General features: G+C 59.7%; 17 protein-coding genes. 11 read left to right on the forward strand and 6 right to left on the reverse strand.

Going from position 1 to position 15,558, the window contains the following annotated elements:
- The first annotated feature begins 22 nt into the window (after positions 1–22).
- From AACY02_RS06890 to AACY02_RS06935, 10 genes are all read left to right on the forward strand, one after another.
- Positions 23–688 carry a riboflavin synthase gene (locus AACY02_RS06890; RefSeq protein WP_339431303.1) on the forward strand — a complete coding sequence of 222 codons (666 nt, stop codon included), beginning with the start codon at positions 23–25 and terminating at the stop codon, positions 686–688.
- 16 nt (positions 689–704) lie between these two features.
- Entirely contained in the window at positions 705–1,796 is a 1,092-nt protein-coding gene (ribBA, locus tag AACY02_RS06895) for a bifunctional 3,4-dihydroxy-2-butanone-4-phosphate synthase/GTP cyclohydrolase II (RefSeq protein ID WP_095188502.1), read from the forward strand.
- Positions 1,797–1,887: 91 nt separating this feature from the next.
- The gene (gene ribH / locus AACY02_RS06900; RefSeq protein WP_003228649.1) at positions 1,888–2,364 is read left to right on the forward strand and encodes a 6,7-dimethyl-8-ribityllumazine synthase; all 477 of its coding nucleotides are present in this window, start codon (positions 1,888–1,890) and stop codon (positions 2,362–2,364) included.
- A complete protein-coding gene (gene nusB / locus AACY02_RS06905; protein WP_339431304.1) occupies positions 2,361–2,861 on the forward strand; it encodes a transcription antitermination factor NusB in 501 nt (166 codons plus the stop codon). The genes ribH and nusB overlap by 4 nt, the downstream gene beginning before the upstream one ends.
- 18 nt (positions 2,862–2,879) lie before the next feature.
- The gene (gene thiL / locus AACY02_RS06910) at positions 2,880–3,845 is read left to right on the forward strand and encodes a thiamine-phosphate kinase (RefSeq protein ID WP_339431305.1); all 966 of its coding nucleotides are present in this window, start codon (positions 2,880–2,882) and stop codon (positions 3,843–3,845) included.
- Positions 3,842–4,345, forward strand: a complete 504-nt coding sequence (locus AACY02_RS06915) for a phosphatidylglycerophosphatase A family protein (protein ID WP_221730243.1) — start codon at positions 3,842–3,844, stop codon at positions 4,343–4,345. Before thiL ends, AACY02_RS06915 begins: the two co-directional genes overlap by 4 nt.
- 36 nt (positions 4,346–4,381) lie before the next feature.
- Positions 4,382–5,119 (forward strand): substrate-binding periplasmic protein, encoded by a 738-nt coding sequence (locus AACY02_RS06920; RefSeq protein WP_339431306.1) that lies wholly within the window; start codon positions 4,382–4,384, stop codon positions 5,117–5,119.
- 162 nt (positions 5,120–5,281) lie between these two features.
- The gene (gene ribA, locus AACY02_RS06925; protein WP_339431307.1) at positions 5,282–5,899 is read left to right on the forward strand and encodes a GTP cyclohydrolase II; all 618 of its coding nucleotides are present in this window, start codon (positions 5,282–5,284) and stop codon (positions 5,897–5,899) included.
- Complete coding sequence (locus tag AACY02_RS06930; protein WP_339431308.1) at positions 5,896–6,315, forward strand: MFS transporter; 420 nt, start codon at positions 5,896–5,898, stop codon at positions 6,313–6,315. Before ribA ends, AACY02_RS06930 begins: the two co-directional genes overlap by 4 nt.
- Positions 6,315–7,115, forward strand: coding sequence for a cobalamin-binding protein (locus tag AACY02_RS06935; protein WP_339431309.1), 801 nt, complete (start codon positions 6,315–6,317; stop codon positions 7,113–7,115). Before AACY02_RS06930 ends, AACY02_RS06935 begins: the two co-directional genes overlap by 1 nt.
- A 62-nt stretch (positions 7,116–7,177) precedes the next feature.
- Here the strand turns inward: AACY02_RS06935 and AACY02_RS06940 are convergent, their stop codons facing one another.
- From AACY02_RS06940 to AACY02_RS06965, 6 genes are all read right to left on the reverse strand, one after another.
- Positions 7,178–9,061 carry a TonB-dependent receptor domain-containing protein gene (locus AACY02_RS06940; RefSeq protein WP_339431310.1) on the reverse strand — a complete coding sequence of 628 codons (1,884 nt, stop codon included), beginning with the start codon at positions 9,059–9,061 and terminating at the stop codon, positions 7,178–7,180.
- Positions 9,062–9,200: 139 nt separating this feature from the next.
- Positions 9,201–11,099: a 1-deoxy-D-xylulose-5-phosphate synthase gene (dxs, locus tag AACY02_RS06945; RefSeq protein WP_339431311.1), complete on the reverse strand. Its 1,899-nt coding sequence runs from the start codon at positions 11,097–11,099 to the stop codon at positions 9,201–9,203.
- Positions 11,100–11,190: 91 nt separating this feature from the next.
- Positions 11,191–12,078 (reverse strand): (2E,6E)-farnesyl diphosphate synthase, encoded by an 888-nt coding sequence (gene ispA / locus AACY02_RS06950; protein WP_339431312.1) that lies wholly within the window; start codon positions 12,076–12,078, stop codon positions 11,191–11,193.
- Complete coding sequence (locus AACY02_RS06955; protein ID WP_003228627.1) at positions 12,075–12,317, reverse strand: exodeoxyribonuclease VII small subunit; 243 nt, start codon at positions 12,315–12,317, stop codon at positions 12,075–12,077. Before AACY02_RS06955 ends, ispA begins: the two co-directional genes overlap by 4 nt.
- A 103-nt stretch (positions 12,318–12,420) precedes the next feature.
- On the reverse strand, positions 12,421–13,011 hold the full coding sequence (locus AACY02_RS06960) for a retron system putative HNH endonuclease (RefSeq protein ID WP_339431313.1): 591 nt from the start codon (positions 13,009–13,011) through the stop codon (positions 12,421–12,423).
- The gene (locus AACY02_RS06965; protein WP_339431314.1) at positions 13,004–14,311 is read right to left on the reverse strand and encodes an AAA family ATPase; all 1,308 of its coding nucleotides are present in this window, start codon (positions 14,309–14,311) and stop codon (positions 13,004–13,006) included. Before AACY02_RS06965 ends, AACY02_RS06960 begins: the two co-directional genes overlap by 8 nt.
- A 428-nt stretch (positions 14,312–14,739) precedes the next feature.
- Between AACY02_RS06965 and AACY02_RS06970 the strand changes: the two genes are divergently transcribed.
- Positions 14,740–15,531, forward strand: coding sequence for a YfaP family protein (locus tag AACY02_RS06970; protein ID WP_339431315.1), 792 nt, complete (start codon positions 14,740–14,742; stop codon positions 15,529–15,531).
- Positions 15,532–15,558: the final 27 nt, after the last annotated feature.

Here is a 15,558-nt window from a genome sequence, read left to right on the forward strand (position 1 = left end):
CTTCGTTCTCAAGGAGAACCCCATGTTTACCGGCATCATCGAATCCATCGGCAGCATCCGTGCACTGACCCCAAAGGGCGGCGATGTACGGGTGCATGTTGAAACCGGCAAGCTCGACCTGAGCGACGTCAAGCTCGGCGACAGCATCGCCGTCAACGGCGTCTGCCTGACCGCCGTTGAGCTGCCGGGCGACGGCTTTGCTGCCGACGTCAGCCGCGAAACCCTCGACTGCACCGCCATGAACGACCTCAAAAGCGGCAGCCCGGTCAATCTGGAAAAAGCCCTGACCCCGACCACTCGCCTCGGCGGGCACCTGGTCAGCGGTCACGTTGACGGTGTCGGCGAAGTCGTTTCGCGCAGCGACAATGCCCGCGCCGTGGAATTTCGTATCCGCGCGCCGAAGGAACTGGCCAAGTACATCGCCCATAAAGGCTCGGTCACCGTCGACGGCACCAGCCTGACCGTGAACGCGGTCGATGGCGCTGAGTTCATGCTGACGATCATTCCGCACACCCTGAGCGAAACCATCATGGCGTCTTACAAGCCAGGTCGCCGGGTGAACCTGGAGGTCGACTTGCTGGCGCGTTATCTGGAACGTCTGCTGTTGGGTGACAAGGCCGCAGAGTCGACGGCCGGCAGCACGATTACCGAAAGCTTTCTGGCCCAAAACGGCTACCTCAAATCCTGACTGAAGGGGGTGCCTTGTGGCGCTCAATAGCATCGAAGAACTGGTTGAAGACATCCGCCAAGGCAAGATGGTCATCCTCATGGATGACGAAGACCGCGAGAATGAAGGCGACCTGATCATGGCCGCCGAATGCTGCAAGGCCGAACACATCAACTTCATGGCCAAGCACGCCCGTGGCCTGATCTGCATGCCGATGAGCCGTGAGCGCTGCGAACTGCTGAAGCTGCCGCTGATGGCGCCGCGCAATGGTTCCGGCTTCGGTACCAAGTTCACCGTGTCGATCGAAGCCGCCGAAGGCGTGACCACCGGCATCTCCGCCGCCGACCGTGCGCGCACCGTGCAAGCGGCTGCCGCCAAAGACGCCAAGGCTGAAGACATCGTCAGCCCGGGCCACATCTTCCCGCTGATGGCTCAGGCCGGTGGCACCCTGGCTCGCGCCGGTCACACTGAAGCCGCTTGCGACCTGGCGCGCATGGCCGGTTTCGAGCCGAGCGGCGTGATCTGTGAAGTGATGAACGACGACGGCACCATGTCCCGTCGTACCGAACTGGAAGCGTTCGCCGCCGAGCACAACATCAAGATCGGCACCATCGCCGACCTGATTCACTACCGGATGATCCACGAACGTACCGTTCAGCGGATTGCCGAGCAGCCACTGGACAGCGAACTGGGCCAATTCAATCTGGTGACCTATCGTGATTCGGTGGAAGGCGACGTGCACATGGCCCTGACGTTGGGCACGGTTTGCGCCGAAGAGCCAACGCTGGTTCGCGTACACAACATGGACCCGCTGCGCGACCTGCTGATGGTCAAGCAGCCGGGCCGCTGGAGCCTGCGCGCGGCCATGGCGGCGGTTGCCGAGGCCGGCAGCGGTGTGGTGCTGTTGCTCGGTCACCCGCTTGACGGTGACGTGCTGCTGGCGCACATCCGTGAGACCGCCGATCAGGCTGTGGTGAAAAAACCGACCACTTACAGCATCGTCGGTGCCGGTTCGCAGATCCTGCGTGACCTCGGTGTTCGCAAAATGCGCTTGATGAGCGCACCGATGAAATTTAATGCGATATCCGGTTTCGATCTGGAAGTTGTAGAATACGTGCCCTCCGAATAATGACCGGTTGTTTCCGGCCTTGTATTCGCGGCAAATAAATCACTGAGGGACGCGTAAAAGACGCGTCCCGGCTCTTTAAGAGATCTGACGAATGACCCTGAAGACCATCGAAGGTACCTTCATCGCCCCTAAAGGCCGCTACGCTTTGGTAGTGGGCCGTTTCAACAGCTTCGTGGTTGAAAGCCTGGTCAGCGGTGCAGTTGATGCCCTGGTTCGCCATGGCGTGAGCGAAAGCGACATCACCATCATCCGCGCACCTGGCGCCTTCGAAATTCCGCTGGTTGCGCAGAAAGTCGCTCAGAAAGGCGAGTTTGCAGCCATCATCGCCCTCGGTGCGGTCATTCGTGGCGGTACTCCGCACTTCGAATACGTGGCGGGCGAGTGCACCAAGGGCCTGGCCCAGGTGTCCATGGAGTTCGGCGTACCGGTTGCTTTCGGCGTCCTGACCGTTGATTCCATCGAGCAAGCCATCGAACGTTCCGGCACCAAGGCCGGTAACAAAGGTGCTGAAGCTGCCCTGTCCGCTCTGGAAATGGTCAGCCTGCTGGCGCAGTTGGAGGCCAAGTGATTAGCGACGAAAGCGATCGTTTCAACCCGCGCGAGCCACGTCCAACGGACGCCGGCAAGCCTTCGAAAAGCGAGAAGCGCCGGGCTGCCCGTCAGTTGGCAACTCAGGCGCTGTACCAGCGCCACATGGCCGGTACCTCGCTGAACGAAATCGAAGCGCAGTTTCGCGTCGATAACGATTTTACCTTTGCCGATGCCAGCTACTTCCACGACATCCTGCACGGTGTTCCGGCCAGCCTGACCGAAATCGACGCCGCGTTGGCGCCGTGCCTGGACCTGACCATCGAGGAACTCGACCCGGTTGAACTGTGCGTACTGCGCCTGTCCGCCTGGGAGCTGCTCAAACGTGTCGACGTGCCGTACCGCGTGGTCATCAACGAAGGGATCGAACTGGCGAAAGTCTACGGTTCGACCGACGGCCACAAATTCGTCAACGGCGTGCTCGACAAGCTGGCCCCACGCCTGCGTGAAGCTGAAGTGAAGGCGTTCAAGCGCTGATTGGCGTTTGAAACGGCTATGGGCGAGTTTGAGCTGATCCGCAATTTCTTCGCCGCCGCGCCCTGTGCGCAGGGCGGCGAAGGCGTTGCACTGGGAATCGGCGACGACTGCGCCTTGCTGGCGGTTGCTCCCGGAGAACAGCTGGCGATTTCCACCGATACGCTGGTGGCCGGCGTGCATTTTGCCGACCCTTGCGATCCGTTTCTGCTCGGTCAGCGCTCGCTGGCCGTCGCGGTCAGCGATCTGGCCGCCATGGGTGCTACGCCCATCGCTTTTACCCTTGCCCTGACTGTACCGACGGTGACCGCCGATTGGCTGCAAGCCTATGCCCGCGGTTTGAACCGCATGGCGCAGGATTGCGGCGTGGCGCTGGTCGGCGGTGATACCACGCGTGGGCCGTTGAGTCTGACGGTGACCGTGTTTGGGCGCGTGCCTGCGGGTCAAGCGTTGACCCGCAACGGCGCGCAACCGGGGGATTTGCTCTGTGTCGGCGGTGAACTGGGTAACGCCGCTGGCGCCTTGCCGTTGGTGCTCGGTCAGCGTGAGGCCCAGGCACATATCGCCCAGCCGCTGCTCGATCATTACTGGTCGCCACAACCGCAACTGGCCCTGGGTCAGGCGTTGCGCGGCAAAGCGACTTCAGCGCTGGATATCTCTGACGGTTTGCTGGCCGATTGCGGCCATATTGCCCTGGCGTCAAAGGTGCGGCTTGAGATTGAACGCGAGCGTGTACCGCTGTCGGATGCATTGGTCGCGTTTCTCGGTCAGCGTGGCGCCGAACGTGCGGCGTTGAGCGGTGGTGATGATTATGTGCTGGCCTTCACGCTACCGTCCGTCGAGTTGCCGACGCTGCTGGCCAATGGCTGGCCGATCCATGTGATCGGTCGCGTGACGCAGGGCCAGGGTGTGGTGCTGCTCGATCGCGAAGGACAGGACATCACCCCGCAAATCCGGGGCTATCAACATTTTCAGGAGTCACCGTGACAGATCACCCGAAACAGGTACCGGCCGAATTCGTGCCGCCGTCGGTCTGGCGCAATCCTTGGCATTTCCTCGCATTCGGCTTCGGCTCGGGCACCTTGCCCAAGGCGCCGGGCACGTGGGGCTCGCTGGTTGCGCTACCCTTCATCCCGTTGTGGCAGATGTTGCCTGACTGGGGTTACTGGCTGATGCTCGGCATCACCATGCTGTTCGGCTTCTGGCTGTGCGGCAAAGTGGCTGATGATCTGCGGGTGCACGACCACGAAGGCATCGTCTGGGACGAAATGGTCGGGATGTGGATCACCCTGTGGCTGGTGCCGGAAGGCTGGTACTGGTTGCTGGCGGGTTTCCTGATGTTCCGCTTCTTCGACATTCTTAAACCGTGGCCGATTCGCTGGATCGACCGGCATGTCCATGGCGGCGTTGGCATCATGCTCGACGACGTGCTGGCTGGCGTGTTCGCCTGGCTGTCGATGCAAGGGCTGGTTTGGGTTTTCGCCTGATCTGAGGACTTGTCAGGGTTAAGTGAGGGACTAGGGATGGCTCGACGCTGGTGGGCGCTGTTGGTTTTTGCTCTGCTGGGCACTGTGGTCAATGCGCAGGAAGCAACGCATGCGCCAACGGTCATTCATTTGGCCAGTGAAGACTGGGCAGACTACACCGCCGCTGATGGCCATGGCTTGGCCTGGGATGTGCTGCGCAAAGTATTCGAGCCGGCCGGGGTGCAACTGGATATTCGCACTGAGCCCTATACACGCTCAGTGGGGCTGGCCCAGCGCGGCGAAATTGATGCCTGTGTGGGTGCTTATCATGATGAAGCCAGCGACCTGCTCTATCCTCGCTGGAGTTTCGACACCGATCACATCTATGCCCTGGGCCTTGCCAGCAACCCCGCGCCAACCCCCGAAACCCTGGGCAACTACCGCTTGGCCTGGGTTCGTGGCTACGACTATCAGAATTATCTTCCCAACGTGCGCAGCTTCAATGAAGTCATCCGGCGAACCGGAATTTTATCGATGCTGACCCACAATCGCGCCGACTATTACATCGATGCGCTGACGGAAGTCGATTTCGTCGTGAGTCGGGCCAACGATCCAGCGCAGTTTCGCAAAACCCATATTGCAGAGTTGCCCCTGTATCTGTGCTTCGCCAATACGTCACAGGCCCGTACGTTGATGGCGCTGTTCGACAAGCGCATGGAGCATTTGGTGAAGAGCGGTGAGCTGAAACCGATCTTCGAGAAGTGGAAGCAGCCATATCCGTTCGAGCCGAACTGACCACAGATCTTGCGTCCAGCACTGTCCCCCTGTGGGAGCGGGCCCGCAGTTATCAAGCTTTTTGATCGTTATGCCCGATAATTCAGCCTAAGCGTCTGTAGGAACCTGCTGTTACAATGCCCGCCTGCGAATTTTCAGACTCTTTAGATCAGGAGCACACCGGTGCCTGTCGTCTTTGTCGCCGCTTCCAAGCTGCCAACGCCTTTTGCGCAATTCACCATGCACGGTTTTCTCGATGAAGCCACCGGCCGAGAGCACGTTGTGCTGAGCCTGGGTGATTTTGCCGACGGAGCCCCGGTACTCGGCCGTTTGCACTCCGAATGCCTGACGGGCGACGCCTTGTTCAGCCAGCGTTGCGACTGCGGCTCGCAACTGGAGGGCGCCCTCAAAGCCATCGCTCGCGAAGGCCGTGGCGTGTTGCTCTACCTGCGTCAGGAAGGCCGTGGCATCGGTCTGTTGAACAAGATCCGCGCCTATGAGTTGCAGGACGGCGGCGCTGATACCGTCGAAGCCAACGAACGCCTGGGCTTCGCCGCCGATCAGCGCGACTACGCCATGTGCCTGCCGATGCTCGAGCATCTGGGCGTGAAGTCCCTGCGTCTGATGACCAACAACCCGCGCAAGGTCAAAGCCTTGACCGAAATGGGTATCGTCGTCGCCGAACGCGTGCCGTTGCACACCGGCCACAATCCGCACAACAAACTTTACCTGGCAACCAAGGCCAGCAAGCTCGACCACATGATGGGCAACGAGCATCAGGGCGAGGTAGATCGGGCGTGACCCGAGGTCAGGTTCGTCGTCGTCTGAGCGTCGACTGGTGGAAATACCTGTCGCTGGCGCTGGTACCGCTGTTTTTGCTCAACGCGCTGTTTGGTCAGGGCGAGGGCGTTCTGCCGGTGCTGGCGATGCCGCTGTTCATTGCCGGCGTGGCGTCGATGTTTGTCAGCCTGAAGTTTTTCGGCCGCTATAAGCACGCATTGATCGCCACGCAAAAAGCCCTCGATAGCGCCGATGAACCAGCGGCCTGGATCGCTCTGGCAGCGGTTCGCCGTAACGCATTCCTTGCGGCAGCGTTGCCGGCGTGGATCGGCGCAGTGGCGGTATTCGTTGGCCTTGAGGCGGTACCACTGGTGCTGCTGGCGCTGTCCACTGCGGTGCTGTTCTACCTCTACCGTATCCCGCGTCAACTCGGCTGATGCGCCGTCTCTGGCTGGCGGTTCTGCTGCTGGCCGTCAGCGGCCCGGTGCTGGCGAGCCTGCGGGTCGTCAGCCTCGCACCTTCTCTTTCTGAAATCGTCGTTGAGCTGGACTCGGCTGATCTGCTGGTCGGTGTGCTGGATGCCGGCGAGCGTCCGCCTGCGATTGCCAACGTTCCCTCGGTCGGTCGTTACGGCCAACTCGACATGGAGCGTTTGCTCAGCCTCAAGCCTGATTTATTGCTGCTGTGGCCCGGCAGTGTCGGCCCGGCGCAACGCGACCAACTCAAACATCTGAATATCCCGACTTACGTGGCCGAACCGCACAATCTCGAACAGCTGTCTGCACAGATTGAAGCCATTGCCGCTCGACTGAAGCGACCCGAGCGCGGGGTGACACTGGCGGCGCAGTTGCGCAGCAAACTCGACAATCTGCGCCTGCGCTATCGCCGGGACGCGCCGCTGAAAGTGTTTTACCAAGTCTGGGACAAGCCGTTGTACACCGTCGGTGGCGGGCAGATCATCAGCGCGGCGCTTGAAGTGTGCGGTGCGCGCAACGTGTTCGCCGATCTGAGCCTGCCGGCCCCGCAGGTCAGTATCGAGGCGGTGTTGCAGCGCAATCCCGAGGTGATTGTGGCCGGCGCTCAGGCCCAGCTTGATGCCTGGAAAGCCTGGCCGCAGGTAGTGGCGGTAGCGCGTGGCCAACTGTTGCTGGTCACTGATAAAGGCTTGGAGCGCCCGAGCGGGCAGATGATCGAGGCAACCGCCAGGCTCTGCCACCTAATCGCGCCTGAGCGCTGAGACCGAGGTGAATTCTTCGACTTGCTCGCAAAGAGGCTAGCCAAGGCGGCGCAAATTCTGGATCAGCGGCCCGGCGTCCAGGTCACTCCAAACATCCACGCTCGGCCCTCTTCGCGATAGCCATACTGATTGCCGTCATAACTGTAGTTCGCCCGGCTGTAACCCTTGTCCAGCACGTTATCCACCTTCAACTCCAGCTTGATCTCGCGGTTCAGCGTCCAACTGCTGCGCAATCCGAACAGCGCGTATCCGCCCAATGGCTGCTGATTTTTCAGGTCGTCGTAACTGCTGCTGATCGCCTGCCAACTGGCGCCAAGGCTCAGTCGATCGAACTGCCGATCCAGATCCCAACTCAACGTGCGTCGCGCCCGACGTGCCAAGGTGTGCCCGGTTTCGCGATCACGCGGATCGATGATCGCCACGCCGAGATTGCTCTGCCAGCCGAACAGCTCCTGTTTCAGCGCCGCTTCGAAACCGTTGATTCGGGCTGAGGCCACGTTCTGCGGCCGCGAGTTGCTGCCGAATATGATCGCGTCCTCAAGGTCGGTACGGTACAGCGAGGCTTCCAGGCGGGTGCTGTCGTTCAACTGGCTGCGCCATTGCAGTTCGTAGCTTTTCGAGGTTTCCGGTTTCAGGTTCGGGTTGCTGAAGTCCGGGTAGTACAGGTCATTGAAGGTCGGTGCGCGGAACCCTTCGCTGTAGCTGAGCAGCAAATCGTTGTCCGGGTTCAGCGGCAGGGTGAACGTGCCACTCCAGGTGTTCTGGCTGCCGAACTGCTGGTTGTCGTCGTGGCGCAGGCCCAGTTCGGTGGAGAAGCTGTCAGCCTGATAACGATGCTGGATGAACGCGGCGCGGTTCCAGCGGCTGTTCTCGTCGAACGCGGTGCTGCTGTTGACGCGGTCTTCGTACCAGTCGCCGCCCAGAATCAGGCTGTTGCGCGTATCCAGGGTCAGGTCGTTCTGCCAGTTCAGCGAGTCGTGGTAGGTGTTGAACACCGTGCGCTCGTCGCTGAGCTTGTCGAGCGTCTTCTCGCGGTTTTCGGTATGGCCGAACTCGACGCGGGTTTTCCAGGTTTCATTGATCCGTGCGTCGAGGTAAGTGCTGACGCTACTGACGTTGAAATCGCTGTACGGCTGTTGTTGCACAGACTCAAACGTGTTCATGTCGAAACGGCCGAACGGGTTGTCGAACTCGCTCTTGCCTCGGTTATCCAGCAGGTTCGCGCCGACTTCGACGTCCTCGGTCAGCGCATGGCTGAGGCTCAGACTGACGGACTTGTTGCGGTAAGCGTCGTGATCGCCGTCGCTGGGGTAGGACTCGTGTGTGCGGTCAATCCCGGCGGTTTCATCCAGGCTGGCACCCAGATTGAAGCGGGTTTTGTCATCGCCACCGGACAAGCCAAGGCTGCGCTCCCAGATCTGATGGCTGCCGAAACCGACGTGCAGGCGTGGCTGAAAGCCTTGCTCAGTGCCGCGTCGGGTGAAGATCTGAATCACCCCGCCAATCGCATCGCTGCCGTAAATCACCGAACGCGAACCGCGCAGCACTTCGACGCGTTCGATCTGCTCGATGTTCAAGTGTTGCAGGTTGCTGTCGCCGGAAGTGGAACTGCCGATGCGCTGGCCATCGACCAGTACCAGGCTCTGCGCCGACTGCGTGCCGCGGATGTAAATGCCCGGCAGGCTGCCGCGCCCACCGGTTTGCGCCACCTGCACGCCGGGCACGCGCCGCAAAAGATCGGGTACGTCGCTGGGTTGCAGGCGGTCGATGTCTTCACGGGTGAACACCGTGTTGGCGGCGCTGCTGTCGTTGCGCGCTTCGACCTGACGGTTGGCGCTGATCAGCGTGTCCGGCAGTTTCAGGGCCTGATCGCGTTCGAAGGTGTCAGCGAGGGCGCTGGTGGCTGGCAACAGAAGGAAGGGCAGGGCGAGGCGCGAGAGGTTCATCGGTGATCCGTAGGTCTTTCAGGTGTACACAAACCAAATGTGGGAGCGGGCTTGCTCGCGAAAACGCAGTGTCAGTCATCTCAATATTTGACTGATCCGGCGCTTTCGCGAGCAAGCCCGCTCCCACAGGGTATTGCGTTTATTTGTTGAGCAGTGCCAGACGCTCGCGAATCGACGCTTCGATCCCGGACTCATCCAGCCCGCATTCGGCCAGCATCTGCGCCGGTTTCGCGTGCTCGACGTAAATATCCGGCAAGCCCAGGTGCAGCATCGACTTGAGGATATTTTCGCGTGCGAGAAATTCGCTGACTGCACCACCGGCGCCGCCCATGATTGCGTTCTCTTCGATCGTCACCAGCAGCTCGTGGCTGCCGGCAATTTCGCGCACCAGTGCTTCATCCAGCGGTTTGACGAAGCGCATGTCGACCACGGTGGCATCGAGCGTCTCGGCGACTTTCAGCGCCTCGGCAAGTTGCACGCCGAACACCAGCAGAGCGACTTTGCTGCCCTGACGACGGACGATGCCTTTACCGATTTCGATCGGCTCGAGATCTTTCTCGATGGTCGCATTCGGGCCCGTGCCGCGAGGGTAACGTACAGCCGCAGGGCCGTTGTAGCGGTGGCCGGTGGTGAGCATTTTGCGCAGTTCGTTTTCATCGCTCGGGGTCATGATGACCATGCCCGGGATGCAGCGCAGGTACGACAGATCGAAGCTGCCAGCGTGTGTCGGGCCGTCTTCACCCACTAAACCTGCGCGGTCGATGGCGAACAGCACGTCGAGATTCTGCACCGCCACATCGTGAACGAGCTGGTCATAACCGCGCTGAAGGAACGTCGAGTAGATCGCCACCACCGGTTTGGCGCCTTCGCAAGCCATGCCGGCAGCGAACGTCACCGCGTGTTGCTCGGCAATGGCCACATCGAAGTAGCGCAGCGGGAAACGTTCGCTGAACGCCACCAGATCCGAACCTTCCTTCATTGCCGGGGTAATCCCGACCAGACGCGGATCCGCTGCTGCCATGTCGCACAGCCATTGGCCAAACACCGCCGAATACTTTGGCCCGCCAGCCTTTTTCGGCGCAGCGGCCGGGGCGTCGACAGGTTCAAGTTTGGTAATTGCGTGATAACCGATCGGGTCGACTTCCGCCGGGGCGAAGCCTTTGCCTTTTTTGGTGACGATGTGCAGGAACTGCGGGCCTTTCAGATCGCGCATGTTGCGCAGCGTCGCGATCAGGGTCGGCAGGTCGTGGCCGTCGATCGGGCCGATGTAGTTCCAGCCCAGCTCTTCGAACAGGGTGCCGGGCACCAGCATGCCTTTGGCGTACTCTTCGGTGCGACGGGCGATTTCCCAGGCACCAGGCAGGCGCGACAGCACTTTCTTGCTGCCTTCACGCATGCTTGCGTAAGTGCGGCTGGACAGGATCTTCGCCAGGTAATTCGACAGACCGCCAACATTGCGCGAGATCGACATGTCGTTGTCGTTGAGGATCACCAGCATGTTGGCGTTCACCTCCGGCGCGTGGTTCAGCGCTTCGAAGGCCATGCCGGCGGTCAACGCGCCGTCGCCAATCACGGCAATCGCCTTGCGATCACTGTTCTGCAGACGGGCGGCAATCGCCATGCCCAGCGCCGCGCTGATCGAGGTGCTGGAGTGGCCGACGCCAAAGGTGTCGTATTCGCTCTCGGCGCGGCGCGGGAAGGCCGCTATGCCGTCCTTCTGGCGCAGGGTGCCCATGCGCTCGCGACGGCCGGTGAGGATTTTGTGCGGATACGCCTGATGACCCACGTCCCACAGCAACCGGTCGTCCGGGGTGTCGAAGACGTAATGCAACGCGATGGTCAGCTCGATCACGCCCAGGCCTGCACCGAAATGCCCACCGGTCTGACCGACCGTGTAGAGCAATTCCAGGCGCAACTCATCAGCCAGGGTTTCCAGCTCGGCTTCGCCTAACCGGCGCAGGCCGTCCGGCGTGTTCGCGCGGTCGAGCAGGGGCGTGGTCGGGCGCTTGCGGGGAATCTCATGAAACGTCGTGGGCATCAGGCGAATCGTTATAGGTATAGAAGAGGCGGCAGTTTACCTGATGCATCGCCCCCTGCCCACGCGTTGGTCTTCTTTGGCGGATATGCCGTCAGTGGCGGCGCTCGACGATATACCGGGCCAGCTCGCGCAAAGGCTCGGCTGCCGCGTCAAACGGTCGCAGGGCGTGCAGAGCCTGATCGCGCAACTCCAGGGCATAGGCCTTGGCCGCGTCCAGACCCAGCAGGGCCGGGTAGGTCGGCTTGTCACGGGCAATGTCGGCGCCCTGGCGCTTGCCGAGGGTGGCGGTATCGCTTTCGACGTCGAGGATGTCGTCCTGCACCTGAAAGGCCAGACCGATGGCTTGTGCATAAGTCTGCAGGGCGTTGAGTTCATCCTGCTCGGCACGGCCGCTGGCCAGGGCGCCGAGTTTGATGCTGACTTCGATCAGCGCGCCGGTCTTGTGCCGGTGCATTTGTTCGAGGGCTTGCTGATCGAGCTTCAGACCGACCGAGCCGAGGTCGATGGCTTGGCCTCCGACCATGCCCGCCGGGCCTGCGGCGTGAGCCAGCGCAGTGACCATTTGCAGGCGAATGTCGGCACTCAGATCGCTCAGGTGGGGGGCGAGCAGGGCGCTGAACGCCAGGCTTTGCAAGCCGTCACCGGCGAGTATCGCGCAGGCTTCATCGAATTTTTTGTGCGTGGTCGGCTGGCCGCGACGCAGATCGTCATCGTCCATTGCCGGCAAATCGTCGTGCACCAGCGAGTAAGCGTGGATCAGTTCAACGGCGCACGCTGCGCCGTTGGCCTGCTCAGCCTTGCCACCGAGCGCTTCACACGCGGCGTAGGCCAAAAGCGGACGCACGCGTTTGCCGCCGTTCATCACGCTGTAGCGCATGGCCTCATAGAGGCGCGCCAGTTCTGGCAACGGGGCGTTGAACAGGCTTTGCAGTGCCGCGTTGACCCGGGCCTGGCTGGTCGCCGAATACGCTGCAATCATTCTGGCTGTTCCGCGTCGAAGGGTTCCTCGGCGAGTTCGCCATCACGCTCCAGCAGCACTTGCACCTTCTGCTCGGCCTGGGCCAGCGCTGCCTGGCAGTCACGGGTCAGCCCGATGCCCTGCTCGAAAGCGGTCAGCGAGTCTTCCAGCGACAATTCACCGTTCTCCAGACGCTCGACCAATGTTTGCAGGTCGGCGAGGGACTGTTCGAAATCCAGTGCAGCTTTTTTGCGGGCCATGGCGGCTATTTCCGGTTGACGTTAAACCGGCGCGACACTAGCAGATAGGGGGTTTATGGGCAAATGAGCGGGGACGCGTTAATGATCGGGTATGACGAAATATCTAGCTGATCAAACGAAGCAATATGTAGCGGAAAGGTGCCTCCTTCAAAAAATCATTCGCGACCAGAGGTTGTTCTTGCAGCAGGCTAACAAAGGCTTTTATCCATTTTTCCCGTTCAAGAACGAGCGCAGCGCTTTGAAGGCCAAGCATGTCTCTCGTTTGACGAACCACATGCTTCTCCCTTCTGCTGAGAGTAGGCATAGGCTCCAGTGAGCCATCCGACGACAGTGAGAACTGTTCGTTACAGCCGGGTGCAGGCTCAATCGGAAGGAGCCGGTCACCCTTTCGTTGGCCGCACCCATCTGACCGAATACATCCGTGTGCATAGTTGGTATAGGTGAACGTCAAGTGAGGATGCCCATCATTGCCGCGCTTGGGCTTGATGTGGTCGATTTGTCCGGTATCGGCTTCCAATGGCGTTTCGCAGTAGGCACAAAGCCCACCCTGATCGTGATGGAGACTTGCCTTCACGATTTTTTTCACCAAGTGAAAAGCAGCGCCATCGAATTCATTTGGCCCTGCTTGTGGATAGGCAGCATTGAAGTCCAGAAGCGCTTGCGGCATTACGGGGTTGTGAGCCAACTCAATCATTGCGCGTCTTCCTGACTTGCGCCGCAAGGAATGTCCAGAGCGTCATATCGGCTTCGGAGATTTCATAACCCGCTTCGTCCAGTTCCTGTTTCAACTGTTGCGCTTGCGGAGTCATGCCCGCGCCATCTCGAAATAGCTGTTCATAGGCGTGCGCTGTTTCGACTATCGGCATCGGTGGACGGGTGCTCACATTCATGACCCCGGCCAGGGCATCTCCTGACTTCTGTGCCAAAGGACTCATTGCCGGTTGTTCCGAGATCCATCCTTGTTCGTCTCTATGAATCACACGGATCTGTTCACGGTTCACGGTGGTCAGTACTTGAGGACTATGCGTGCTCACGATGAACTGGATCTTGGGAAATGCCCTGCGTAAGGCTGCCAGAACTTGTTGTTGCCAGGCAGGATGCAGATGCAGGTCGACTTCATCAATGAGAACAATGCCTTCTGTCAGCAAAGGCGCCTGATCTTGAAACTGACCATTCAAGCGTGCACAACGAAAGGCCATGTCGGCGGTAAGCGAAATCATGGCTCGAACACCATCGCTGAGCAGGCTGATAGGTAACAGTCCATGATCTGGGTGGGACATTGCGAGATCTTCGAAACTGAGGCTGTAATGAAAGTTACTCCACCCTTCATTCTCCAGAACCAGATTCACGGCATTTTGAATCCCGGCGATTCTGGGTTGTAGATCTGACTCTTCATACCCCGGTAATTCCCGCTGCTGGAGAAGTGCCATTGTCGCCTTGCGCATCCATTGCTGCATTTGTACAAAGTTGGAAGCAGAGGACAGGCAGTCTTCATAGCCCATGGTTCGGCTGGCGCTAACCACGGCTTTACGCGAGCTATTGTTATGGGTTATCCACAATCGTCCGGCAGGGTAATAGCTAACCAGCGGCAAGGCTGTTGCTACTTTGGAACGCAGCGAGTCCTGGAGTTTTTTGCCCCAGTTCGCCAGAGCGGATGCTTCTTTTGTCGTAGTACGGCTTTTGGGGCCATGCAATGCTCTTTGCCACTCGATATCTGGCTCCTCAAGCGCTGCATCGATAATGACAGGAAAGTTTTGTTCATTTTCGAAACTGTTGCCCAGACGCACATAACGAGCGTCTGTCCGCTCGATATGTTTGGATTTTCCCATATCAAAAGCACCGACAAATGGTCCAAGAGCGGTTGCGATGGCCTCAAGAATTGTAGTTTTACCTTGCCCGTTACGTGCGGCAATGACCGTCAGTTCAGGATGGAAATCGATTTCGATCTGTTCGAATCGACGGAAATCCTTTAATTTCAGTTTGCGCAGCTTCACAGGTCCACCTCTGGTCTCCTACCGTCCTTGCCGACGGTTTTTCTGGCAGTAGTTGACCATGAGATGACCTTGAGCTCCAGTTGAAATAGTGCTTTGAGTTCGCGCCAGTCATGCCTCTGGCCAAGGCAAAACCGGAGGTCTTGCCAGCCAGGATTGGCCATTTCGCGTGGGGTGATTGGATCAGGCTGCTTATTCGGCTCATTTCGTGAGCCGAATAAGCCCGCTATTCGGCTCACACCCAATAAATGTGCGTGATTCCCACCGCAAAAGCAGATGTATCCGATTGTTAAAAAACTACTAAATCGCTACTCTTCGCGCCTTCTACGACCTGGCAGTCACGGGTCTTTCAGACGAAACGCAGTTTCTACCGCTGTGAAGTACCGAGGATCGGGTGCAAGGTTTCGTTCAGGCATGGCAGGAGGCGTTACATGCGTTCATTTCTTTGGCTGCTGATCGGGTTGGCCTGTGCGCCTGCGCTGAGGGCTGCGCCGAGTGCCGAGTTGTCCGAACCGGTGGGTGGCTGGCGCTATCACGGGTTGCTTGATCGCAGTGAAAACCCGCAAGTCGCCTATCCGACGCCGCCAATCGATCGCGGCATCCAGCGCAATCGCACGATGATTCAAGGCCAGCTCAAGGCCATCGGCCACATGCGCCCGCCGCACAGTCTCGCTGTGAATGGCAATCCGCTGAATTTGTACACCGACGATCAGGGGCGTTTCGCCCGGCCGTACGCGTTCGGCGCCGGTTCCAACAGTGTCGAAGTGATCAGCGCCGAAGGCCAGTCGCTCAAGCGCGTGCAATTTTATGAAGCAAATAACCTGCGCACGCCGGCGCGAATTCGTCTTGTCTTGGGGTGGGACGATCCGAAAGCCGAACTCGATCTGCACATTGTCACGCCTGACGGTCAGCATGCGTTCTGGGCGCGGCCGGCGCTGAGCAATGGCGGCGGTCTGGACCCGGATGGCGTCGATGGCCCCGGCCCGGAAATGTTCACCATGACTGCTCCGCTGCACGGTACCTATCTGGTTTACGTCAACTATTGGGGCAACTTCGGCAACGGCGGCTATAACTTCGAGGAGACCAGCAACCAGAACGAGGTGATCACCTCGCAAATCACGCTGGTACTCAACGAAAACACTGTCGACGAAAAACGCGAGACGTTCATCGTGCCCCTGCGGGCGATCGGTGATCTGCTGCTGGTCAAGACTTTCAACTATTAAGCATCCCGCAACACGGATGAACTTCGG

It is taken from the genome of Pseudomonas sp. EA_65y_Pfl2_P78, assembly GCF_963970495.1.
Lineage (GTDB): Bacteria > Pseudomonadota > Gammaproteobacteria > Pseudomonadales > Pseudomonadaceae > Aquipseudomonas > Aquipseudomonas baetica_A.